The organism is Methylobacterium ajmalii (assembly GCF_036448855.1).
GTDB classification, from domain to species: domain Bacteria; phylum Pseudomonadota; class Alphaproteobacteria; order Rhizobiales; family Beijerinckiaceae; genus Methylobacterium; species Methylobacterium ajmalii.
In genome coordinates, this window is record NZ_JAZFXT010000053.1 from 1 (window position 1) to 21,728 (window position 21,728).

Genomic DNA, 21,728 nt, shown 5'->3' on the forward strand with positions numbered 1-21,728 from the left:
ACCACGGCCTACCTGGCGGCCAACGGCGACGTGGCGCGGGCGAAGGTCGACCCGATGCTGCACTACCTGCAATACGGCGCGCTCGAGGGCCGCGCGGCCCCGGGCGACACCACCTTCGGCTACGGCAACCAGGGCTGATCCAAGGTCGAACCAAGAGACCGGTCAAGGACCGACCCGCCGGCCCCGCGTCCCGCCGCCCTCCGGCGGCGGTACCTCGCCCCGCGGCCGGCGCAGGGCTCACGCCCTGGCGCCGGCCGCGCCCCTGCACCAAAGCGGCTCTCGCCGGCGCCCCGCCCGGTCCCGGCGCTCCCCCCGATGCAGGCCGTCCTCAACGCCGCCCTCCCGATCTTCGCCCTGATCCTGGCCGGGTTCCTGTCCGGGCGCACCGCCCTGTTCGAGCCGGCGGCGGCCGACAGCCTGAACCGCTTCGCGATCTACCTGGCGCTGCCGGCCCTGATGTTCGGCGCGATGGCGAAGATCACCCCCGCCCAGGTCGCCCAGATCGGCTTCGCGGCGGCCTTCGCGGGCGGCATCGCGGCGGCCTTCGCGGCCGCCTTCCTGCTCGGGCTCGGGCGCGCCCTGCGCCCGGCCCAGGCCTGCATCGAGGGGCTGGATGCCGGCTACAGCAACGTCGGCTTCATGGGCATCCCGCTCTGCCTCCTGGTCTTCGGGCCGGCGAGCCTGCCGGCCGCGGTCATCGCCACCCTGTTCACCGCCTGCGTGCTGTTCCTGTTCGCGATCGTGGTGATCGAGCTCGACCTGCAGAAGGGGGCGGGTTCGGGCACCGCCCGCAAGGTCGTGCTGGCGCTCCTGCGCAACCCGTTGCTGATCGCGCCCCTCGCGGGGCTCGCGGTCGGCCTCACCGGGACGCCGGTGCCCGGGCCGGTCGAGCGCTTCGCCACGCTCCTCGGGGGCGCGGCCTCGCCCTGCGCCCTCGTCTGCATCGGGCTCTTCCTCGCCCAGGAGCGGGTGGTGCTCTCCGACATCCGACCGATGGCCGTGCTCGTCGTCCTCAAGCTGGTGCTGCAGCCGGCGGTGACGGCGCTCCTCGTCTACCAGGTCTTCGCCGTGCCCGACCTCTGGGCGCGGGCGGCGGTGCTGCTCAGCGCGCTGCCGATCGGCTCCGGCCCGTTCACGCTCGCCAAGCTCTACGGGCTCGAGGCCGGCGTGACCTCCGGGGCGATCCTGCTCTCGCACCTCGCCTCGGTGGTGACCGTCTCGCTCCTCGTCGCCTGGCTTGCCTGACCGGCAGGGGTCGATCGCGGGATCACGGGGCGTCGCCACTGTCCAGCCCACGCGCCTGACGCAGCGCATATCCGCATCGCACCGGTCGCGCGGTCTGGGGACGGGGGTTCGACGGAGATTGGACGGCGACGTCGTTCGTGTACGATTAACTCGATCTTGAAGGTCTGACGCGAGTATCGTCCGACCGGGCCGGACGGGACTCGCACAGGAAGACATGGTAGGGAAGAACCGTCGTCCCCGGCATGACGCGGCTCGTCCCGCGACCGCCCTCTTGCTGCCTCATCTTGTTCGGAGCCGGGTCCAGGGCATGACGATCCTTCGCTCCATTCGTGCGGTCCTCGACGGCGGCCCCTCATCCCGGGACCGGGCCCTCGCCGGCCGCCTGATGCGGGTGATCTTCGGCTGCTACGTGATCGTCGCGGTCGGTCTGACGGCGGTGCAGATGACGGTCGCCTACCGGGCGGCGAGCCAGCGACTGCAGGACGACGTGGCGGCCCTCCAGCGCACCTTCACGCCCGGCATCGAGGACGCGATGTGGCGCTACAACGCCGAGGTGCTGCGCGGCATCCTGGCGGGCATGCAGGAGATCCCGGCGGTCGTCGGGGTCGAGGTGCGCGACGAGACCGGACGGCGCGTCCAGGCGACCGGCACCTTCACGGACGAGGCCGGCGCGGTCCGGCATGTCGGCCGCAACGAGGAGGCGAAGCTGGCCGCCCGGCCCTTCGGCACGCCGTTCAGCCGCACCTTCCCGGTCGTCCACACCGACGAGAACGGCCGCAACTATCCGATCGGCTCCTGGACCGTCCATTCCGACGACAGCATCGCGATCGAGCAGGTCAAGAACACGCTCTACGTGATCCTGATCAACTCGGCGATCAAGTCGGTCATGCTCTGGTTCATCTTCTACCTGGTGATCCGCACCATGGTGGGCCGGCCGCTCGGCCAGATCCGCGACTACCTCGCCCGGATGGACGCCGATTCCCTCGGGGCGCCGCCGCTGGTGATCGAGGCGGGGGGGCGCAACGAGCTGCACGCGCTCGCCGGCGCGCTCAACACCATGCGCGACCGGCTGCGGTGGTCGTTCGAGGAGAACGCCGCCCTGATGCGCGACCTGCGCGAGATGAACGCGACGCTGCAGGACCGCATCGCCGAGCGCACCCGCGACCTCGAGGCCCTGGCCCATACCGACCTGCTCACCAGCCTGTTCAACCGGCGCAAGCTCGACGAGGCCCTGGCGGAGGCGACCGAGGACCGGGAGCGGCCGCTCTCGCTGATCCTCGGCGACATCGACAACTTCAAGTCGGTCAACGACCGCCACGGCCACAAGGTCGGCGACCAGGTCCTGATCGCCTTCGCGGGCCTCCTGCGCGACGCCGTGCGGCCGACCGACATCCTCGGCCGCTGGGGCGGCGAGGAGTTCATGGTGCTCTGCCCCGACACCGACCTGGCCGGGGCGGTCGCCCTGGCCGAGCGCCTGCGCCAGCGCGTCGAGGGGACGGCCCTGCCGGAGGCCGGCACCCGGACCTGCTCGTTCGGGGTCGCCACCCTGGCCCCGGGCGAGAGCACCGACAGCCTGGTCGGCCGGGCCGACGCGGCGCTCTACCGCTGCAAGCGCAACGGCCGCAACCGGGTGGAGGTGAGCGCGTCGCTGTGGTCCGAGACGGGACTGAAGGAGCGCGGGGCGGCCTGAGACCGGACTTCGCGCAACCCCGGCCGTCCGACCCTCCGTTCAGCGAGCACCCGAAAGACCAGCGCCGCGTCCGGGGTCGTTCCGACGGGATGTGCGGCCGCTATCCGGCGCCGAATGCCCGCCGGATTCTTTTGCGATGCGGGATGTGCAGCGCCGAAATCATGACGGGCGGCACGAACCTTGTCGACGTTCCATGTGCACGGTGCATGGTGCCGTTGCGTCCATTCGTTCGGTTCCGGCGCCCGGGGTATTGGCAGCGTGCGCGTCTTGCCGCAGTCTCGGGGTGGATGAAGCCGCCGCAGAGCGGTCCGTCCGGAACGGAGGTACGCCGATGGTCAACCCGAACCGCCTCGTGAAATCCGCCTGGATCGCCGCGGAGGTCTCCCGCGACAAGGCCGAGAAGGTCCTGGTGGTGGAAGCCTACATCGCGGTCAGCCCGCTGGAGGCCGGCTTCGATGCCGGGCGCTACGGACGCCTCGTCGAGGACGTGCGCCGCATCCTCGCCGACAACCCGGACATCGACCGGGCCTCGATCCTGAGCGTGCACCGCGAATCGCGCTGCGCCGCCCTGTTTCGCCGCGGCGCCTGCGAGGAGGGGCGCCGGACCGAGCTGCCCGAACTCGTCGCCTGAGATTCCCGATCTCGCCGATGCGGCGGGGCCCTGGGGCCCCGCCGGTGTGCCTCAGAGGCCCTCGAACAGCGCCGACGAGATGTAGCGCTCGGCGAACGAGCACGCGACCGTGACGATGCGCTTGCCCTTGAACTCGGGCCGGGCCGCGATCTCGAGCGCCGCCGCGACGTTGCCGCCGGTGGAGATGCCGCCCGGGATGCCCTCGATCCGGGCGAGCAGGCGGGCGGTGTCGAAGGCGGTCTGGTTGGAGACCGTCACCACCTCGTCGATCACGCCGCGGTCGAGCACGCCCGGCACGAAGCCGGCGCCGATACCCTGGATCTTGTGCGGGCCGGGCTGGCCGCCGGACAGGACCGGGGAATCCTCCGGCTCGACCGCGACGACGCGCAGAGACGGCAGGCGCTGCTTGATCACCTGGCCGACGCCCGTGATGGTGCCGCCGGTGCCCACGCCCGCCACGAAGGCGTCGAGCTGGCCATGCGTGTCGGCCCAGATCTCCTCCGCGGTGGTCTTGCGGTGGATCTCGGGGTTGGCCGGGTTGTTGAACTGCTGGGGCATGATCGCGCCCGGGATCTCCTTGAGGAGTTCCTCGGCCTTGGCGATCGCGCCCTTCATGCCCTGCGGGCCGGGGGTCAGCGCCAGCTCGGCCCCGAGATAGGCCAGCATCTTGCGCCGCTCGAGCGACATCGTCTCGGGCATCACCAGGATCAGCCGGTAGCCGCGGGCGGCGGCCACGAAGGCGAGCGCGATGCCGGTATTGCCGGAGGTCGGCTCCACCAGGGTCCCGCCGGGCTTCAGCACGCCCGAGGCCTCCATGGCGTCGATCATGTTGACGCCGATGCGGTCCTTCACCGAGGCGATCGGATTGAAGAACTCGAGCTTCAGCAGGATCTCGGCGTCGATCCCGCGCTCCTTGGCGAGGCGGTTGAGGCGCACCAGCGGGGTGTTGCCGATGGTCTCGGTGATCGAGTCGTAGACCCGGCCGTGGCCGATCGTGCGGCCGGATTCCGAAGTGGCGGTGGCGTCGGCCATGCGATGTCTCTCCCTTGGGGACTCGTGCTCCGCCGCACGGGTAGCCTAAATCCGGCGGGCCGTCGAGGTAAGCTGATTTATACAGTTTATATCTGTAGATTAGGCGTCCGACGGATGGTCCGCCCCGCCCGCCCGGCGATCGCAACCCCGCCGATCCCGACGGATCGACCTGCCGTCTCCGCCATCGCGGGGGGTACTCCCCGGGCTGTGGTCTGGTAACCTTGGGTGAGGGAGGCGCCCCGGCAAGGTTCCCCGCGGCGCCCCGCTCGTAATTCCCGCAGCAGGGCGTCGCCGAGGGCGCAAGCCCGCCACCCGGATCCCCGAGGCCAGAGAGACTGCATGACCGAGATCCCGAACCCCTCCGCCCGCGATCCTATGCCCGTCGAGGTTCCGGGCGCCGATCCGGCGGGCCTGCGCGTGCCGTCCTCCGGCGCGCACCGGGTGGTGATCGTCGGCGGAGGCTTCGGCGGGCTCACCACGGCGCGCGGCCTCGGCAACGCGGAGGGCATCGAGGTCACCCTCATCGACCGGCGCAACCACCACCTCTTCCAGCCGCTGCTCTACCAGGTCGCCACCGCGGTCATCGCGCCGGGCGAGATCGCCGAGCCGATCCGGGCGATCCTGCGCCGGGACCGCAACGTCCGCGTGCTGATGGGCGAGGTCGAAGGCATCGACGTGGGAGGCCGCGCCGCGATCCTGCGCGACGGCACCCGCATTCCCTACGACACGCTGGTCCTGGCGACGGGAGCCACCCACAGCTATTTCGGCCACCCCGAATGGGAGCGCTACGCGCCGGGCCTCAAGACCCTCGACGACGCCCGCCGGATCCGGGCCCGGGTGCTGCTCGCCTTCGAGGCGGCCGAGCGCGAGGACGACCCGGCCGCCCGCGAGCGGCTGCTGACCTTCGCGGTGATCGGCGGCGGGCCGACCGGGGTGGAGATGGCCGGCGCCATCGCGGGGCTCGCCCACCACGCCCTGTCGCAGGATTTCCGCCGCATCGACCCGAAGCGGGCCCGCATCCTCCTGATCGAGGCGGCACCCCGGATCCTCGGCACCTTCTCGGAGGACCTCTCCGCCTACAGCCGCCAAGCGCTCGAGCGACTCGGCGTCACGGTGCTGACCGACCACGCGGTCGAGGACGTGTCGGAGGCCGGCATCACCGTCCAGGGCCGGCTGATCCCGGCCGCCACGGTGGTCTGGGGCGCGGGCGTGCGCGCCTCGCCCGCCGGCGCTTGGCTCGGGGTCGAGACGACGCGCCAGGGCCACGTCCCGGTCGGGCCGGACCTCGCGGTGATCGGCCGCCCGGGCGTCTACGCGCTCGGCGACCTCGCCCAGGCCAAGGCCGAGGACGGCACGCCCCTGCCGGGCCTCGCCCAGGTCGCCGACCAGCAGGGCCGCTATCTCGGCCGCGCGCTGCGCGACCGCATCCTGCACGGCCGGGCGCCACAGCCGTTCCGCTTCCGCAGCCGCGGCAACCTCGCGATCATCGGGCGCAATGCCGGCGTGGTGCAGTGGGACCACGTCAAGTTGAAGGGCTTCCCCGCCTGGCTGGTCTGGGGCGTCGCCCACGTCTACCTGCTGGTCGGCTTCCACAACCGGCTCGTCGTCACCCTGCGCTGGCTGTGGGCCTATGTCAGCTTCCAGCGCGGCGCCCGGCTGATCTCCGAGCGCGACGAGGCCACGATGGCGCTGATCAGCGGCAAGCCCCCGGCGAAGGCGCCGCTGCCCTGACCGGAGCGGGGAGGGCGCCTCACCGCGCCCCCCGGGCGACGAAGAACGGCGTCGGCTCCAGCTCCGCATCCTCGTGCGCCATCATGCGGGGGAAGTGGGCATCGGCCTGCGACACGAAGAGGTCGCGCACCAGCGCCTGGGCGAGGCGCGTCGCCCCGATGCCGAGGCCCGGGATGTCGCCGGCGAGCGCGCCGTGGCTGAGGCTGACGCCCCAGTTGAAGACGTGCAGCAGGCCGAGTTCCGGCAACCGGCCGGGCACCCGCTCCAGCATCTGCATCCCGTCGCCGAGATAGGGGAAGCGGGCGGCTTCCGGGTGCGCCTCGGCCTCGGCGGCCGGGACGCGATCGCCCCAGGTCAGCACCGCGTCGCGGAAGCGGTCGAGCTCCGGGCGCCGCGTCAGGTCGATGTCGAAGCCCACCGCCACCACGGCAGCCTCGACCGGGTAGCGGCCTTGGCCCGTCTCGATCACGAGACCGTCGGGCGCCTCCTCGATTCCGGTCCAGCCCTCGCCGAACCGCACCGCGAAGTTCGGGTGGCGGGTGCAGCGCAGCACCGATTCGTGCGGCGGCGGCGTGCCCTCGCCCATCAGGTAGGTGGTGAAGGCCCAGCGCCGGGCGTCGTCGAGGGCGGCGTAGCCGCGCAGGAAGCCCGGGAAGGCGGCCCATTTCGACTTGTTGACCTGGGGAAACCGCGAGCGGCGCACGAACAGCGTCACCTCGGCGGCCCCGGCTTCCAGCGCCGTCGCGGCGTTGTCGATCGCCGAGGCCGAGGCGCCCAGCACCGCGACCCGGCCGCCGCGGAAGCGGGAGAAGTCGATCGGGTCGGAGGAATGGAACAGGCGGCCCTCGCCGCCGGTGGCGAAGGACGGCATCCGCCGGCCGCCGGACCCGTCGCGGCCTGCGGCGAGCACCACCTTGCGAGCGTACAGGGTCTCGGGCCCGGCCGGCCCGTCGATCCGCGCCCCGATCAGCCCGTCCGCCGGCCAGAGCTGCAGGAGGCGGGTGTCGTTCTCGACCGGGATGCCGACGGTGTCGCGCACGAACAACAGGTAGCGCAGCCAGTCGAGGCGCGGAATCTTGTAGAGGTCGGCCCAGCCCGCCTCGCCGGCTTGCGCCTCCCACCAGGCCCGGAAGGTGAGGGAGGGGATGCCGAGATCCGGCCCGGTGAGGTGCTTGGGCGAGCGCAGGGTCTCCATCCGTGCGAACGTGCCCCACGGCCCCTCGGCGCCCCGGGGCGCCTGGTCGATCACCCGGATATTCGACACGCCCTCGCGCAGCAGCGCGAAGGCGGCAGTCTGGCCGCACATCCCGGCGCCGACCACCAGCACGTCGAGGGCCGGGCGCCCTTCCGGTCCATCGACCGGCAGGGTCCAGCGGGCGGGCGGGTGATTCAGGCGGGCGAGGTCGCGCCGTACCTCGGCGGCGAGGAGTGTTAGTCCCTTCACGGCCGCGCTGTCCTGGTCGATATCCATGCCCGTGCCAATCCTGGAGGTCCCGATGCCCGATCTGTCCTGCTTCTACAGCCTGTCCTCGCCCTGGGCCTATCTCGGCGGGCCGCGGCTCCAGGACATCGTGCGCCGCCACCGCGCCCGGCTGGTGCTCAAGCCCTTCGACTTCCAGGAGGTGGTGCCCAAGACCGGCGGCGTACCGATCCGGACCCGGCCGCAGCCGCGACGCGATTATCATGCCGTCGAGCTCGCCCGCTGGCGCGACTATCTCGGCCTGCCCCTCAACGTGACGCCGCGCCACTACCCGATGCAGAACCCGGCGCCGAACTGGAACAAGCATGCCGGCTGGACGGTCATCGCCGCGCAGACCGCCGGGCTCGACGCCTTTCCGCTCTCCCACGCCATCCTGCGCGCGCTGTGGGCCGAGGAGCGCGACATCGCCGACCCGGCGGTGCGCCGGGCCATCGCCGACGAGAACGGCTACGACGGCGCCGCGCTGGTGGCCGCCGAGGGCAGCGAGGCCGTGCAGGCCCAGTACCGCCGCAACGGCGAGGAAGCCGAGGCGCTCGGCGTGTTCGGCTCGCCGACCCTCGTGCTCGACGGCGAATTGTTCTGGGGCCAGGACCGGCTCGGCTTCCTCGACCGGGCGCTGGCGCGGCGCGCGGCGGCCAGGAACTAAGCAGATTTCGCCGAAGCGGTTGCCGGTTCGGCGACGAAAATCTGCGACAAAACAAGAACCTGAGCGGGCGAAGCGTTGGCCTGCTAACGCAAGTCTGCTTAGAGCATTTTCCGATGAAGTGGATACCGGTTTGTCGCAGAAAATGCGGCAAGATCAATAGCCTAGAGAGCTTCGCGATTGCAGCGCGATCGTGAAGCGCTCTAGCGCCTTCTCCGGCGAGGTGGATGCCGGTTCGTCGCAGATGATGCGGCGAAATCAAGCGCATCGAGCGGCGCCTGATGCAGCGCGCACGATACACGGCAGTGACGCCTGGGATGTCAGAGCACTTCACGATCGCATTGCGATCGCGAAGCTCTCCAAGTCATTGTTTCGTCGAATTCTCTGCGACGAACCGATTTCCGCTTCGTCGGAAAATGCTCTGGTTCAGCGAGGGGTGCCGCCCTGCTTGTGAGCGTTGCGTCCAGAGTTCCGGCAGGGCAGCCCGGATGGCGGCGATCTCCGCGTGCATGTCCCCTCGACGGCCCGTATCCGGGACGCCCGGACCCGCCGCCTCTCGCGGGCCGCCGCGCCCGTGCGCTACGCGGGCGGCGAGGTCGCCTCGATGGCGGTGAAGCGCTCGAGGATGCGGTAGGTGTGCTCGGCGCCCGCCGGCACCAGCCAGGAATCGCCGGGCTCCAGCCGCACGGTCCGGCCCTCGACCACCAGCTCGGCGCGGCCCGAAATCACGTAGCCGACGGTCTCGTAGGGGCGCGCCGCGCTCGGCTTGTCGTCGGTCGGCGCCTCGTCGACCCACATCCGCATCGCGACCTGCTTGCCGGCGGCGAGGTGACGCTGGCCGTCCGGCCCCTGCGGCGCCTGCGCGCCGGACACCTTGTCGATCGTCGTGTCGCTCATGATCCTGCTCCTGTCGGGGACGTCTCGCGACCCCAACGGAAGCGGAGGGACGGCGTTCCCGCCTCGCATGGGTCAGCGCAGGGTCGCGGCGATCGCCCGCTGGATGCCGCGGATGTCGGCGCCGCGCTTGAGGGTGCGGGCGATCGGCTCGGGCCGGCCCGAGACCCAGATCGTCAGCTCCGAATCCATGTCGAAGCTGCCGGCATTCTCGATCGAGAACGAGGTGATCGCCCGGTAGGGCACGGTGAGGTAGGAGACCTTGCGGCCGGTCACGCCCTGCTTGTCGACCAGGATCATCCGCCGGTCGGTGAAGACCATCAGGTCCCGGATCACCCGGAAGGCGACCTGCACGGTCTCGCCCGTGACGAGCATCCCGTCGAGTTCCTGCGCCACCGCCTCCGGCGCCGCGTCGCTTCCGTGGCCGAGCAGGCCGTCGAGCAAGCCCATCGTCGCGTCTCTTCGAATGAAATCGGGTCAGAAGTCCGACGCCAGGCCCTTCACCTCCCAGTCGTCGTAGCGCACCGGCTCCAGGCCGCCGCGCCCGTTGATCTCGCGCTCGCTCCGGATCTCGGCGGCGTGGGCGTCGATCGCGGCACGGCGCGCCTCGGCCTCCGCCAGGGCGCGCTGCGCGGCGGGCGACAGCACCCGGGACGGGGCCTCGGGCCCGCTCGCGACCGGCTCGGGGGAAGGGGCGTCGCTCTCGCTCATCGGTCGGTCTCTCGTGTCGCGGCGCTTGCATCTCGGGCGGCCGGATGCCACCCCGGCCGAAAGGCCGCGCGATCCCTCCGAGGTGGAGGGCGCGGCGGGCAGCGTCAAGGTCGGGGCGCGGGCGACGATCCGCCCCGGCACGGGTGGAGTGGGGATGGACGGATTTGACAACGCGGTCGCCGGCTTGCCGGCGCGGCGCCTCGCCTGGGAGACCGTGGCGGACCTCATCGGCAAGAACCGCGGCACCGCGCTCGAGGACGCGATCGAGCCGGCGACCCAGCGCGCCGCCCTGCCGCCCCAGGATGCGGGGCTCGCCCGCGCCATCGCGGCGACGACGTTCCGGCATCTCGGGGTGATCCGCCACGCCCTGCACGCGCGACTGGCCAAGGGCCTGCCCGAGGACCAGCCGGGCCTCGTCGCCCTCCTCGCCACCGGCGCGGCGCAGATCCTCTACCTCAACGTCCAGGACCACGCCGCCGTCGACCTCTCGGTCCGCTTGGCGAAGTCGGAGCCCGGCCTCCAGCACCTCGCCGGCCTCGCCAACGCGGTGCTGCGCCGGATCGCCCGCGAGCGCGACACGATCCGCCAGGAGGGCGACGCCGAGCCCCTGGCCCTCAACACCCCGGCCTGGCTGGCGAGGCGCTGGGTCGCGGCCTACGGCGAGGAGACGGCCCGCGCCATCGCGGCGGCCAACGCCCGCGGGGCCGGACTCGACCTCACCCTGCGCCCGGGCGTGCCGGTGCCCGAGGGGCTCGTCGGGCAGCGCCTGCCCGGCGCCGGCAGCCTGCGCCTCGACGACGCCCGCACGCCGGTGCCGGACCTCCCGGGCTTTGCCGAGGGCGCCTTCTGGGTCCAGGACGCCGCCGCGGCCCTGCCGGCCCACCTCCTCGGCGTGCGGCCGGGCGAGCAGGTCGCCGATCTGTGCGCCGCGCCCGGCGGCAAGACCGCCCAGCTCGCCGCGGCGGGCGCCGAGGTGCTGGCGGTCGACCGCTCGGCCGCGCGCCTGCGCCGCCTCAACGAAAACCTCGCCCGCCTCGGCCTGACCGCGGAGGTGCTGGCCGCCGACGCCCTGACGCTGTCGGAGGCCCGGCTGTTCGACGCGGTGCTGCTCGACGCGCCCTGCAGCGCCACCGGCACCCTGCGCCGCCACCCCGACGTCGCCTGGGGCAAGCGCGAGGACGACCTCCTGCGCCTCGTCGCGCTCCAGCGCCGGCTCCTCGACAAGGCGGCGCGGCTCGTCCGCCCGGGCGGGCGCCTCGTCTACTGCACCTGCTCGCTGGAGCCGGAGGAGGGCGAGGCCCAGGCCGAGGCGTTCCTGAAGCGCAACCCCGCCTTCGTGCGCCGCCCGATCACCGCCGAGGAGGCGGGCGATCCCGCCTTCATCACCGCGGCCGGCGACCTGCGCACGCTGCCCTCGCACTGGCCCGGCGAGGGGGCCGGGAGCCGCGGCGGACTCGACGGATTCTACGCCGTCCGCCTGGAGCGCCGGGACGCGTGAGGGCCGGAACGCGGCGGCCCGACCGGAATCCCTGTTCACGGCGCCACTCGGCGGTTTGACCCCACGATGATCCTTGACCATTCCTTGACGGGGGACGGCGCCGCGGGGCGGCGGCCGGGCAGGAGGTGGCGTGGGTTGGGGGCCTGACCGCTGGCGGTTCTACCGGCTCGTCGGGCGCGCGGCCGGCCGCTCGCTGCGCCGCGTCGCGGCCCGCGCGACCTCGCGGCCCTCGGCGCTGACGCGCCTGCGTCCGACCGGCCTCGTCATCGCGCCGCAGGACCTGCGCACCAGCGACGCCACCATCGCGGCGGACATCTATGCCGGCCTGTTCGTGTTCGCTGGCCGGGCGCTCGCCACCGGCGGACGCTCGCCGTTCGATTTCGCGCCGCCCTCCGCGGAATGGGGCGAGCAGCTCTACGGCTTCGGCTGGCTGCGCCACCTGCGCGCCGCCGAGAGCGCGCTCTCGCGTGCCAACGCCCGGGCCTTCGTGCAGGACTTCATGGCCGGCCGCGGCGACCGGGATCTCGCCGAGCGCCCGGCGGTGGTGGCGCGCCGCCTGATCTCGCTTCTGAGCCAGTCGCCCCTGGTGCTGGAGGGCGCCGACCATGCCTTCTACCAGGCGTTCCTGCGCCAGATCGGGCGCTGCACCCACGCCCTCGACCGGGCGCTGCGCCGCGGCATCCTGCCGGGCGACCGGCTGCTCGCCGCGGTGGCGCTCGCCTATGCGGGCCTGTGCTGCGAGGGGTTCGATCCGGTGCTGCGCCGGGGCACCCGGCTCCTCCACCGCGAGCTGACCCGCCAGATCCTGCCCGACGGCGGCCACCGCAGCCGCGATCCGGGCTTTGCCAAGGACCTGCTCCTCGACCTGCTGCCGCTGCGCCAGAGCTTCCTGAGCCGCGACATCGCCCCCCCGGAGGCCCTGCTCAACGCCGTCGACCGGATGCTGCCGCTCCTGCGGCTCCTGCGCCACGGCGACGCCTCGCTCGGCCACCACAACGGCATGGGGGCGACCGCCGCCGACCAGCTCGCAACACTGCTGATCTACGACGGGGCGCTCGCCCGGCCGCTGATGCACGCGCCCCATTCGGGCTATGCCCGCCTCGAGGGCGGGGGCGGCACCCTCGTCGTCGCCGATGTCGGGCCCGCCCCGCCGCCGGCCTTCTCGGCCCGGGCGGGCGCCGGCTGCCTGTCGTTCGAATTGTCGTGCGGCCCGCAGCGGCTGGTGGTGAATTGCGGCATGCCGGCGACCGGCGAGGAGCTGCGCGCGCTTTCCCGCACCACCGCCGCCCATTCCACCGCCTGCCTCGCCGACAGCTCGTCCTGCCGCTTCCTCGGCGTGAAGCAGGCCGGGCTGATCCATCCCCTGGCCGCCTGGCTCAAGGCCCGGATGGGATCGATCGTCGTGCGCGGACCGGCCGAGGTCGCGGTCGAGCGCGGCACCGATGCGGCGGGCGTCGACGTGCTCGCCGCCCGGCACGACGGCTACGCCCCGGTGCTCGGCCTGCTGCACGAGCGGCGCTGGCGCCTCCACCCCGACGGCGCCCTGCTGGAGGGCCATGACGGCTTCGTGCGCGCCACCGGTCCGCACGAGGGCAAGGGCCGGCGCGAGCCGGTCGAGGCCGCGATCCGCTTCCACCTCCACCCGAGCGTGCGGGCGAGCCGGGTCGGGCGCGGCGTGCGCCTCGCCGGGGCCGGTGCGCCCTGGCTGTTCGAGGCCGACGAGATCGACCCGGTGATCGAGGAGAGCGTGTTCTTCGCCGCCTTCAACGGCGCCCGTCGCACCGAGCAGATCGTCCTCCACCTGACGGTCGGCGACGGCACCCGGGTCGCCTGGCGCTTCCGCCGCCTCGCCGGCTAGGCCCGCCGTTAGGAAAAAAGCACCCGTCATCCCCCGTTTGGGGGTTGTACCGGCCGAATCGGCAACAACCGGACGCACGGCCATGATAAGGTCGCCAGAATCGAGGTCGGGCGGGGCGCAGACGGGATGAAGCTGGACGCGCCGACCCTGGTGACCGTGACCATCTTCGTGATGGTCGTGATGGGCGGCCTCTATCTCCTGTCCTGGTCGCAGTCCCGGCAGACCCGGGCCCTCGGGTTCCTGGGCGCCGCCCAGATCGTCGGCGCCGGCGCGGTCGCGCTGTTCGGCCTGCGCGGCCACGTTCCGGACTGGCTCTCGATCGGCTTTGCCAACGCCGCGATGCTGCTCGCCTTCGGGCTGATCTGGGCCGGCGCCCGCTCGTTCGAGGGCCGCCGCGTCACCGCTCGGCAGACCGGCGCCGGTGCCGTGCTGTGGCTCGCCGCCTGCCTGGTGCCGCCGTTCTACGCCTCGCTCGGCGCGCGGGTGATCCTCGCCTCGGCGGTGGCGGGGCTGTACTGCGCGCTCGCCGCCCGCACCCTGTGGCACCACCGCGGCGAGCGGCTGCCCTCGCGGGCGCCGGCGGCGATCCTGCTCGCCAGCGAGGCGTTGCTGTCCTGGGCGCGGATTCCCGCCACCCTGGTCCTGCCGGTGCCGCCGGTCGGCACCCCGACCGATCCGTTCTGGGTCGCGGCCCTGTGCTTCGTCGCCCTGCTCTACACCGTGGCGGTCGCGGTCCTGTTCATGGCGCTCGCCAAGGAGCGGCTCGAGGCCGAGCAGCGCCGCGCCGCCGAGACCGACCCGCTCACCGGCATCGCCAACCGCCGGGCGCTCTCCGGGCAGGCGCTCCGCATCCTGGCGGCCGGGCCCGCCGCCCTGCTGCTGTTCGACCTCGACCACTTCAAGCGGGTCAACGACACCTTCGGCCACGCGGTCGGCGACGCGGTGCGGGTCGGCTTCTGCGCCGCCGCCCGCCAGGTCCTGCCCGGCAACGCGGCGTTCGGGCGCCTCGGCGGCGAGGAATTCGCCTGCCTCCTGCCGGGCGTCGCCGTCGGGGAAGCGGCCCGGATCGCAGAGACCGTGCGCCAGGCGGTGGCGGCGATGCGCCCGGACCTGGTGCCGGACCTCGCGGTCACGGTCAGCGTCGGGGTCGTCCGCGGCGCCGGCGACTTCGAGACCCTGCTCGATCTCGCCGACCGGGCGCTCTACCAGGCCAAGGCCCAGGGCCGCGACCGGGTGGTGATCGCCGGGCCGGGCCTGCGTCAGGTCGCGTGACCTCGACCTGACGCCCCCGCGCCCCCGCCCGCCATCGGCCCGGCTTGTCGTTGCCTGGACGCGACCTAAGACACCTCCTCATCCCACGAGCATCCGGGCGTATCGCCCGGCCCACGGACGAGGGCTTCCTCCATGGACTATCGTCAATTCGGACGCTCCGGCCTCAAGGTCCCGGTCCTGAGCCTCGGCACCGGCACCTTCGGGGGCAGCAACGAGTTCTTCCAGCGCTGGGGCCGGACCGACGTCGCCGAGGCGAGCCGGATGGTCGATCTCTGCCTGGATGCCGGCGTCAACTTCTTCGACACCGCCGACATCTACTCGCAGGGGGCCTCCGAGGAGATCCTGGGCCAGGCGCTGAAGGGCAAGCGCGACCGGGCGCTGATCTCCACCAAGGCGACCTTCCCGATGGGCGAGGGCCCGAACGACAAGGGGTCGTCGCGCTATCATCTGGTGCGTGCCTGCGAGGCGAGCCTGAAGCGCCTCGGCACCGACCACATCGACGTCTACTTCATGCACGGCTTCGACGCGCTCACCCCCGTCGACGAGACCCTGCGGGCCCTCGACGACCTCGTCCGCGCCGGCAAGATCGGCTATATCGGCGCCTCCAACTTCTCCGGCTGGCAGCTGATGAAGGCGCTCGGCACCTCCGAGCGCTACGGGCTCGCCCGCTATGTCGCCTACCAGGGCTACTACTCGCTGGTCGGCCGCCACTACGAGTGGGAGCTGATGCCGCTCGGCCTCGATCAGGGCGTCGCCCTGATGGTCTGGAGCCCGCTCGGCTGGGGCCGCCTCACCGGCAAGATCCGTCGCGGCGCCAATACCAGCGGGCGCATCGCGGCAGGCGGGGCCGAGGGCGGACCGCCGGTCTCCGACGAGGCGCTGTTCCGGATCGTCGACGTCCTCGACGAACTCGCCGCCGAGACCGGGCGCAGCGTGGCGCAGGTGGCGCTCAACTGGCTCCTCTCGCGCCCGACGGTCGCCAACATCGTGATCGGCGCCCGCAACGAGGAGCAGCTGAAGCAGAATCTCGGCGCCGTCGGCTGGAGCCTCGACCCGGCCCAGATCGCCCGCCTCGACGCGGCGAGCCACGAGACCCCGATCTACCCGTACTGGCACCAGAAGGGCTTCGACGAGCGCAACCCGAAGCCGACGACCTGGTAGTTTCCCGGAGAGATCGGCCTGGAGATAGGGGTGGGTGGCCGGCCCCGTCCGTCGCGCGGCCGCGCAGCCTGAAGTAGAGTAACCCGATCGACGCTCCCGGCTCCGCCGAGCCGGGGCCGTCCGCGCCCGCCCCGAGGTGCACGATGGCGCATGCCGGCCTTCACGATCCCGCTCTCGTCGGCCTCTCGGTCGCGATCGCGATGCTGGCCGCCTTCGTCGCCCTCGACCTCGCCGACCGGATGAAGGCCGCGGCCGGCTGGGCGCGCCGCGCCTGGCTGATGGCCGCCGCCCTGGTGCTCGGCGGCGGCGTCTGGTCGATGCACTTCGTGGCGATGCTGGCCTTCCGCCTGCCCGGCATCGAGATCACCTACGACCTCGGCCTCACGCTCCTGTCGCTCGCCGTGCCGGTCGCCGTGACGGCGCTCGGCCTCTCGATCGCGAAAGGACCCGGCAGCGAGGGAGGGGACGGGACCCGGCCTCGGACGGCGCGGATCGCGCTCGCAGGCCTCGTCACCGGGCTCGGCATCGTCTCGATGCACTATACCGGCATGGCGGCGATGCACCTGCCGGGCGCCCTCCGGTACGATCCGGCCTGGGTCGCCGCCTCCGTCGTGGTGGCGGTCGTGGCCGCCACGGCGGCGATCCGGCTGGCGCTCGCCGAGAGCGGCGTCGGCCTGCGGGTCGCCGCGGCCGGGGTGATGGGGCTCGCCATCGCGGGCATGCACTTCTCGGGCATGCAGGGGCTGACGGTCGCGCATCACGCCGCGGCGCTGCCCGACGCCGCCGCGGCCGGGTTCGGCCAGGCCCGCCTCGCCGTCGGCGTCACCGCGGTGACCGTGCTGGTCCTCGTCCTCGCGCTCTCGGCGGCCGCGATCGACCGGCGCTTCTCCCAGAACGCCGCCCGGGAGGCGGCGGCGCTGCGGGCCAGCGAGGAGCGCTACCGCCTGCTGCTCGAGAGCGTGACCGACTACGCGATCTTCATGCTCGACCGCGACGGCATGGTGGCGAACTGGAATGCCGGCGCCCGCCGGATCAAGGGCTACGAGGCCGAGGAGATCGTCGGCGCCCATTTCTCGTGCTTCTACACCGAGGAGGAGCGGGCGCAGGGCGTTCCGGCCCGGGCGCTCGCGACCGCGCTCGCCGCGGGGAAGTTCGAGGCCGAGGGCTGGCGCCTGCGCCGCGACGGCACCCGGTTCTGGGCCAGCGTCGTCGTCGATCCGATCCGCGACGGCGACGGGGCGCATGTCGGCTTCGCCAAGGTGACCCGCGACATCACCGAGCGCCGCCGCGCCCAGGAGGCCTTGGCCCAGGCGCAAGGAGCCCTCGCCCAGGCCCAGAAGATGGAGGCGGTGGGCCAGTTCACCGGCGGCGTCGCCCACGACTTCAACAACCTGCTGATGGCGGTGCTGGGCAGCCTGGAACTGATGCGCAAGCGCCTGCCCGACGATCCCCGCCTGCTGCGCCTCCTCGACAACGCCGTCCAGGGCGCCGAGCGCGGCGCGGCGCTGACCCAGCGCATGCTCGCCTTCGCCCGGCGCCAGGAGCTGCGGCCGGAGCCCGTCGACCTCGCCCGGCTGGTGCGCGGGATGGCCGACCTCCTGCAGCGCTCGATCGGGCCGGAAATCCGGATCGAGACGCGCTTCCCGCTGCGGCTGCCGCCCGCCCTGGTCGATGCCCACCAGCTCGAACTCGCCCTCCTCAACCTCGTGGTGAACGCCCGCGACGCGATGGAGGAGGGCGGCACCGTCACGATCGCCGGGCGGCTGGGCGAGCCGGAGGAGACGGGGCGGGAGGGAACGGGTCCGGACGCGCCCGGCGCGATGCTGTGCCTGTCGGTCGCCGATACCGGCACCGGCATGGACGAGGCCGTTCTCGCCCGGGCGCAGGAGCCGTTCTTCACCACCAAGGGCGTCGGCAAGGGCACGGGGCTCGGCCTCTCGATGGTGCACGGGCTCGCGGCCCAGTCGCACGGCCGCCTGGCGCTGCGCAGCCGGCCGGGTGCCGGCACCACCGCGGAGATCTGGCTGCCGGCAGCGGCCGAAGCCGCCGCCGAGCCGCCGCCCCGCCCGGCCTCGGCGCTGCCCGCCCTGCCGTCGCAGGTGGTCCTCGTCGTCGACGACGATCCCCTGGTGCTCGAGAACAGCGCCGCGATGCTGGAAGACCTCGGCCACCGGGTGATCGAGGCCCGGTCCGGCCGGGAGGCCCTGGCGCTGATGCGCCGCGCCCGCACCCTCGACCTGGTGCTGACCGACCACGCCATGCCGGAGATGACCGGCGTCGAGCTCGCCGCGCGCATCCTCGCCGAACGCCCGGGCCTCAAGGTCATCCTCGCCACCGGCTACGCCGATCTCGGATCCGGCGAGGGAGCCCAGCTGCCGCGGCTCGCCAAGCCCTACGACCAGGCGGCGCTCGCCCGGATGATCGAGACGGTGGTGCGCGGTGCCGGACCGGGCGACGACACGGTGGTGCCGTTCCCCCGGAGCGCGTGAGGTCGGTGCGGGCGGGAGCCGACCGGGGCGCCGGCTCCCTCGCGCCTCAGGCCGCCGGCAGCTTCCGGGCCTTCGCGTCGCGCAGGAGCGCCAGTCCTTCGGGGCCGAGATCCACGGCGAGGCGCAGCACCTCGTCGGCATAGGCCTGCGGCGTGGTGCCGGCCTGCTTGGCGGCGCGCGACAGGCGCAGGCCCAGCGCCCCATCCACCGGAATCGATGTGCCGCGGGGGGCGGGCTCGGCCGGCGGGGCGGAGGGCGCCAGGGCCGGGGAGGCAGCCGGTGCACGGGCCGGCGCGATGTCGGCCCGGGGCGGCAGCCCGAGGGCCTGGCGCCGCCCTTGGGCCGCCAGCCGGTCGGCGCGCTCGTTGCCGGCCTCGCCGGAATGGCCCTTCACCCAGACCCAGCGCACGTCGCGCCGCGCCGCCAGCTCGTCGAGGCGCTGCATCAGCTCGACGTTCTTCACCGGGCCGGTGGTGGTGCGCCAGCCCTTGAGCTTCCAGCCCCGGATCCACTCTGTGACCGACTTCACCACGTACTGGCTGTCGCACCGCATCTCGATCGCGGCGCCCTCGGGAAAGTGCTCCAGCGCCCGGATCGCCGCGGTCAGCTCCATGCGGTTGTTGGTGCTCTGCGTCTCGCCCCCGCACAGCTCGATCGGGCCGTCCGGCGCCTGGATCACCACGCCCCAGCCGCCCGGGCCGGGATTGGGATCGCAGCCGCCGTCGGCATAGACGATGGTTCGCATGGTGTCTTCGCTCGAACGTCACGACGGAATGCGGCCGCGCCCCTGCTCCCGCCCGGGGCGCCGCGGGCTGTCGGCCGCGCGGGCAGTGTCGGCCCGGAATGGTGAACAAATACCCCGGCCCGGCGCCGGCGCAACCCGAACCCGCGCCTCCCGGGCGAGCGGCCGTCGGCATGCCGCTTGCCGGGCGGGGAGGATGCGCGACGACGAGGGGGCGCCCTGCCGCCGGGGGCGAGGTCGATCCGTCGGTCGTGTCCCGACCATCCTGCGAGAGACGTGCCCCATGCCGGTCGAGCCCGCGGAACGCCGTCGAGAAGAGACGGCCGTCGGTCCGCCTCGTGTCGCGCGCGCATCGTCACCGTGGCGGGCTGGGCGCGCGATGGCCGGCACGGCGCCGCCGACCCTCTTCCGTAAACCTGCCGCACGCGCTGCACCCGCGGCTCGAATCGGGCATCCTGCTCGCCGCGATCGTCGGGGTGGTGCCCGATGCCGCCGCCAGGCGGCCGCCGTCGAGCACGTCTGATCTTGGAGAGGTAGCCATGACCCTGCTGCACAAGACCTACGGCAAGGGCCGGGTGCGGGTGATGCGCGTCCATCGCGACGGGGACCGGCACGCGGTGCGCGAACTGACCGTGCAGGCGATGCTGACCGGGGCGTTCGATCGTACCTTCACGGAGGCCGACAACAGCGCCACCGTCTCGACCGACACGATCAAGAACGTGGTCTACATCGTCGCCCGCGAGAATCCGGCGCTCGCGACGGAGGCGTTCTGCCGCGCGGTGGCGCAACGCCTGCTCGACAGCTACCCGCAGATGGAAACCGCCACCGTCACCGGCCACGAGACCCGCTGGGCTCGCCTGACGGTCGACGGCGCCGCCCATCCTCACGCCTTCACGCTGGACGGCAACGGCCAGCCCTTCGCCCGGGTGGAACTGTCGCGCAGCGGCGCGGTGGTGGAATCCGGCCTGTCGGGCTTCACCTTCCTGAAGAGCACGGAATCGGGCTGGGCCAACTACGTGAAGGACCCCTACACCACGATCCCCGAGACCCACGATCGCATCGCCGCGACCAGCATGGAGGCGTCCTGGGCCTGGAGCGGCGAGCCCGCCGACTACGAGGCCGCCAACGCCCGCATCCTCGACGCGCTGATGCGGGTCTTCGCCGGCAGCTACAGCCACAGCCTCCAGGACAGCCTCTACCGCATGGGGACGGCGGCCCTGGCGGCGGTGCCGGAGATCGCCACCATCACGCTCGCCTGCCCGAACAAGCACTACCTTCTGGCGAACCTGACGCCTTTCGGCCTCGACAACCCGAACCAGGTCTTCATCGCGACCGACGAGCCGCACGGCCAGATCGAGTGCACGGTCGGGCGGTGAGGTGCAGATCGTTTAGGCCGCGCCTCAATGCCGCGTCGGGTTCGCCCCCACGGTCTCGGCGGTGAGCCAGTCGACCACCTCCGCCAGCGCCTCGCGGGGCGGCAGGCCGCGGCCGTGCGCCTCGGTGAAGAGCGCGAGCTGGCGGTCGGCGCTGGTGCCGCGGGCGACGATCCAGCGGGCGAGGTCGAGCTCCGCCGCGCAGCCGAGCGCACGGGCATCCTCGGCGACGAGGGCGAGCGTCTCGGCGAGCACCGTCGCCACCGGCCGCGCCGTCCGGGTCGCCTCGCAGACGAAGCTGCCGTGGATGCCGTAGCGCTGCGCCCGCCAGCAATTCTCCGCCGTGATCGCCTGCGAGGCGCCGGTGAGATCGCGGTGGAGGTCCGGATGCCGGGCGAGGTGACGCACCAGGCAGCGGTAGAGGGCCGCGATGGCGAGCGCGTCGTCGAGCCGGGTGCAACTGTCGGCGATGCGCAGGTCGAGGCGCGGACCTGCCGGGGAGGGGCAGACCACCCACCAGACGTGGCGCGGATCGTCGATGGCGCCCGCCGCCACCACCGTGTCGAGATAGCGGGCGTAGTCGTCCTCGCCGCGAAACAGCGGCGGCAGGCCGCTGCGGGGCAGCTCCCGCGCGGCGGCCAGCCGATAGCCGAGGAGCCCGGTGCGCTGCGCCTGCCAGAACGGCGACGAGGTCGAGAGCGCGAGCAGCAGCGGCAGGAACGGCTGGACCCGGTTCATCAGGTCGATCCGCGATACCCCCTCCGGCACCCCGACCCCGACGCTGAGGCCGCAGACGACGGTGCGGCTGCCGACCATCTGGAGGTCGCGCAGCACCCGGCCGCCCGCGGCCTGGTCGCGCGGGCGCACCCGGCTCCACAGGGCGAGGGGGTGGGTACCGGACGCCATCAGGGCGAGGCCGCGGGCGGAGGCGAGGGCCCCGAGGTTGCCGCGCAGGTCCGTCAGCGCCCGGCGCGCCTCGGCAAGGTCGGCGACCGGCGCGATCGCCCAGACCAGCTGCGGCTCCATCAGCTCGGTGCGCACCAGCGGGGAGGCGGCCCGGCAGGCGGCGAGGAAGTCGCGGGTGCGGGCCCGGGCGGCGTCGCGCTTGCCCGCATCGTTGATGAACACCTCCTCCTCGAGGCAGACGTCGAATTCCGCTCGCATCAGCAGGATCTCCGGCAACAGCGGGCCGCGGCGCGCCGGCGGCCGAGCGGCCGCGAATCGGCCTCGGCCGCGGGGGCGGCTCCGTTATCAGGGTGTGGCGGGCGGCGCGAGTCC

The 21,728-nt window shown here is 73.1% G+C and carries 18 protein-coding genes; 11 read left to right on the forward strand and 7 right to left on the reverse strand.

The genetic code is table 11. From position 1 onward, the window contains the following. Window positions 1-315: 315 nt before the first annotated feature. The 3 genes from V3T34_RS21715 (at window position 316) to V3T34_RS21725 (ending at window position 3,566) form a co-directional block, all read left to right on the forward strand. A complete protein-coding gene (locus tag V3T34_RS21715; RefSeq protein ID WP_305077339.1) occupies window positions 316-1,245 on the forward strand; it encodes an AEC family transporter in 930 nt (309 codons plus the stop codon). 307 nt (window positions 1,246-1,552) lie between these two features. Further along, window positions 1,553-2,935: a GGDEF domain-containing protein gene (locus V3T34_RS21720; protein WP_060849887.1), complete on the forward strand. Its 1,383-nt coding sequence runs from the start codon at window positions 1,553-1,555 to the stop codon at window positions 2,933-2,935. Window positions 2,936-3,266: 331 nt separating this feature from the next. Then, entirely contained in the window at window positions 3,267-3,566 is a 300-nt protein-coding gene (locus tag V3T34_RS21725; protein WP_060849888.1) for a hypothetical protein, read from the forward strand. 51 nt (window positions 3,567-3,617) lie between these two features. On the opposite strand, the gene cysK is transcribed toward V3T34_RS21725, so the two are convergent. Beyond that, window positions 3,618-4,598: a cysteine synthase A gene (cysK, locus tag V3T34_RS21730; RefSeq protein WP_060849889.1), complete on the reverse strand. Its 981-nt coding sequence runs from the start codon at window positions 4,596-4,598 to the stop codon at window positions 3,618-3,620. Between the two features lie 375 nt (window positions 4,599-4,973). Between cysK and V3T34_RS21735 the strand changes: the two genes are divergently transcribed. Continuing rightward, window positions 4,974-6,329, forward strand: a complete 1,356-nt coding sequence (locus V3T34_RS21735) for an NAD(P)/FAD-dependent oxidoreductase (RefSeq protein WP_305077404.1) — start codon at window positions 4,974-4,976, stop codon at window positions 6,327-6,329. Window positions 6,330-6,348: 19 nt separating this feature from the next. Here the strand turns inward: V3T34_RS21735 and V3T34_RS21740 are convergent, their stop codons facing one another. Next, window positions 6,349-7,800 carry an NAD(P)-binding domain-containing protein gene (locus tag V3T34_RS21740; RefSeq protein WP_305077341.1) on the reverse strand — a complete coding sequence of 484 codons (1,452 nt, stop codon included), beginning with the start codon at window positions 7,798-7,800 and terminating at the stop codon, window positions 6,349-6,351. 25 nt (window positions 7,801-7,825) lie between these two features. Here V3T34_RS21740 and V3T34_RS21745 point away from each other — a divergent pair, with 25 nt between their 5' ends. After that, on the forward strand, window positions 7,826-8,455 hold the full coding sequence (locus tag V3T34_RS21745) for a 2-hydroxychromene-2-carboxylate isomerase (RefSeq protein ID WP_305077342.1): 630 nt from the start codon (window positions 7,826-7,828) through the stop codon (window positions 8,453-8,455). A 576-nt stretch (window positions 8,456-9,031) separates the two neighbouring features. Here the strand turns inward: V3T34_RS21745 and V3T34_RS21750 are convergent. The 3 genes from V3T34_RS21750 to V3T34_RS21760 form a co-directional block, all read right to left on the reverse strand. Then, window positions 9,032-9,349 carry a cupin domain-containing protein gene (locus tag V3T34_RS21750; protein ID WP_305077343.1) on the reverse strand — a complete coding sequence of 106 codons (318 nt, stop codon included), beginning with the start codon at window positions 9,347-9,349 and terminating at the stop codon, window positions 9,032-9,034. A gap of 72 nt (window positions 9,350-9,421) precedes the next feature. Next, a complete protein-coding gene (locus V3T34_RS21755; RefSeq protein WP_305077344.1) occupies window positions 9,422-9,796 on the reverse strand; it encodes a PH domain-containing protein in 375 nt (124 codons plus the stop codon). 27 nt (window positions 9,797-9,823) lie between these two features. After that, window positions 9,824-10,057 (reverse strand): DUF1674 domain-containing protein, encoded by a 234-nt coding sequence (locus V3T34_RS21760; RefSeq protein WP_060849893.1) that lies wholly within the window; start codon window positions 10,055-10,057, stop codon window positions 9,824-9,826. 154 nt (window positions 10,058-10,211) lie between these two features. Here V3T34_RS21760 and V3T34_RS21765 point away from each other — a divergent pair, with 154 nt between their 5' ends. The 5 genes from V3T34_RS21765 (at window position 10,212) to V3T34_RS21785 (ending at window position 18,335) form a co-directional block, all read left to right on the forward strand. Continuing rightward, window positions 10,212-11,555: an RsmB/NOP family class I SAM-dependent RNA methyltransferase gene (locus V3T34_RS21765; RefSeq protein ID WP_305077345.1), complete on the forward strand. Its 1,344-nt coding sequence runs from the start codon at window positions 10,212-10,214 to the stop codon at window positions 11,553-11,555. A gap of 130 nt (window positions 11,556-11,685) precedes the next feature. Further along, on the forward strand, window positions 11,686-13,413 hold the full coding sequence (locus V3T34_RS21770; protein ID WP_305077346.1) for a heparinase II/III family protein: 1,728 nt from the start codon (window positions 11,686-11,688) through the stop codon (window positions 13,411-13,413). Between the two features lie 126 nt (window positions 13,414-13,539). After that, window positions 13,540-14,685, forward strand: a complete 1,146-nt coding sequence (locus tag V3T34_RS21775; RefSeq protein ID WP_305077347.1) for a GGDEF domain-containing protein — start codon at window positions 13,540-13,542, stop codon at window positions 14,683-14,685. A 132-nt stretch (window positions 14,686-14,817) separates the two neighbouring features. Next, window positions 14,818-15,846: an aldo/keto reductase gene (locus V3T34_RS21780; RefSeq protein ID WP_305077348.1), complete on the forward strand. Its 1,029-nt coding sequence runs from the start codon at window positions 14,818-14,820 to the stop codon at window positions 15,844-15,846. Between the two features lie 143 nt (window positions 15,847-15,989). Continuing rightward, on the forward strand, window positions 15,990-18,335 hold the full coding sequence (locus tag V3T34_RS21785; protein WP_305077349.1) for an MHYT domain-containing protein: 2,346 nt from the start codon (window positions 15,990-15,992) through the stop codon (window positions 18,333-18,335). Between the two features lie 46 nt (window positions 18,336-18,381). Here V3T34_RS21785 and rnhA read toward each other — a convergent pair whose 3' ends face one another. Next, the gene (gene rnhA, locus V3T34_RS21790; protein WP_305077350.1) at window positions 18,382-19,080 is read right to left on the reverse strand and encodes a ribonuclease HI; all 699 of its coding nucleotides are present in this window, start codon (window positions 19,078-19,080) and stop codon (window positions 18,382-18,384) included. A gap of 536 nt (window positions 19,081-19,616) precedes the next feature. Between rnhA and pucL the strand changes: the two genes are divergently transcribed. Further along, window positions 19,617-20,453 carry a factor-independent urate hydroxylase gene (gene pucL, locus V3T34_RS21795; RefSeq protein ID WP_305077351.1) on the forward strand — a complete coding sequence of 279 codons (837 nt, stop codon included), beginning with the start codon at window positions 19,617-19,619 and terminating at the stop codon, window positions 20,451-20,453. A 24-nt stretch (window positions 20,454-20,477) separates the two neighbouring features. On the opposite strand, the gene V3T34_RS21800 is transcribed toward pucL, so the two are convergent. Then, window positions 20,478-21,614: a YbdK family carboxylate-amine ligase gene (locus tag V3T34_RS21800; RefSeq protein ID WP_305077352.1), complete on the reverse strand. Its 1,137-nt coding sequence runs from the start codon at window positions 21,612-21,614 to the stop codon at window positions 20,478-20,480. Between the last annotated feature and the right edge of the window lie 114 nt (window positions 21,615-21,728).

Bases quoted from the DNA above. Each gene is read 5' to 3' on its own strand.
- V3T34_RS21715 (WP_305077339.1), top strand. From the start codon at position 316: ATGCAGGCCGTCCTCAACGCCGCCCTCCCGATCTTCGCCCTGATCCTG.
- V3T34_RS21720 (WP_060849887.1), top strand. From the start codon at position 1,553: ATGACGATCCTTCGCTCCATTCGTGCGGTCCTCGACGGCGGCCCCTCA.
- V3T34_RS21725 (WP_060849888.1), top strand. From the start codon at position 3,267: ATGGTCAACCCGAACCGCCTCGTGAAATCCGCCTGGATCGCCGCGGAG.
- cysK (WP_060849889.1), bottom strand. From the start codon at position 4,598: ATGGCCGACGCCACCGCCACTTCGGAATCCGGCCGCACGATCGGCCAC.
- V3T34_RS21735 (WP_305077404.1), top strand. From the start codon at position 4,974: ATGCCCGTCGAGGTTCCGGGCGCCGATCCGGCGGGCCTGCGCGTGCCG.
- V3T34_RS21740 (WP_305077341.1), bottom strand. From the start codon at position 7,800: ATGGATATCGACCAGGACAGCGCGGCCGTGAAGGGACTAACACTCCTC.
- V3T34_RS21745 (WP_305077342.1), top strand. From the start codon at position 7,826: ATGCCCGATCTGTCCTGCTTCTACAGCCTGTCCTCGCCCTGGGCCTAT.
- V3T34_RS21750 (WP_305077343.1), bottom strand. From the start codon at position 9,349: ATGAGCGACACGACGATCGACAAGGTGTCCGGCGCGCAGGCGCCGCAG.
- V3T34_RS21755 (WP_305077344.1), bottom strand. From the start codon at position 9,796: ATGGGCTTGCTCGACGGCCTGCTCGGCCACGGAAGCGACGCGGCGCCG.
- V3T34_RS21760 (WP_060849893.1), bottom strand. From the start codon at position 10,057: ATGAGCGAGAGCGACGCCCCTTCCCCCGAGCCGGTCGCGAGCGGGCCC.
- V3T34_RS21765 (WP_305077345.1), top strand. From the start codon at position 10,212: ATGGACGGATTTGACAACGCGGTCGCCGGCTTGCCGGCGCGGCGCCTC.
- V3T34_RS21775 (WP_305077347.1), top strand. From the start codon at position 13,540: ATGAAGCTGGACGCGCCGACCCTGGTGACCGTGACCATCTTCGTGATG.
- V3T34_RS21780 (WP_305077348.1), top strand. From the start codon at position 14,818: ATGGACTATCGTCAATTCGGACGCTCCGGCCTCAAGGTCCCGGTCCTG.
- V3T34_RS21785 (WP_305077349.1), top strand. From the start codon at position 15,990: ATGGCGCATGCCGGCCTTCACGATCCCGCTCTCGTCGGCCTCTCGGTC.
- rnhA (WP_305077350.1), bottom strand. From the start codon at position 19,080: ATGCGAACCATCGTCTATGCCGACGGCGGCTGCGATCCCAATCCCGGC.
- pucL (WP_305077351.1), top strand. From the start codon at position 19,617: ATGACCCTGCTGCACAAGACCTACGGCAAGGGCCGGGTGCGGGTGATG.
- V3T34_RS21800 (WP_305077352.1), bottom strand. From the start codon at position 21,614: ATGCGAGCGGAATTCGACGTCTGCCTCGAGGAGGAGGTGTTCATCAAC.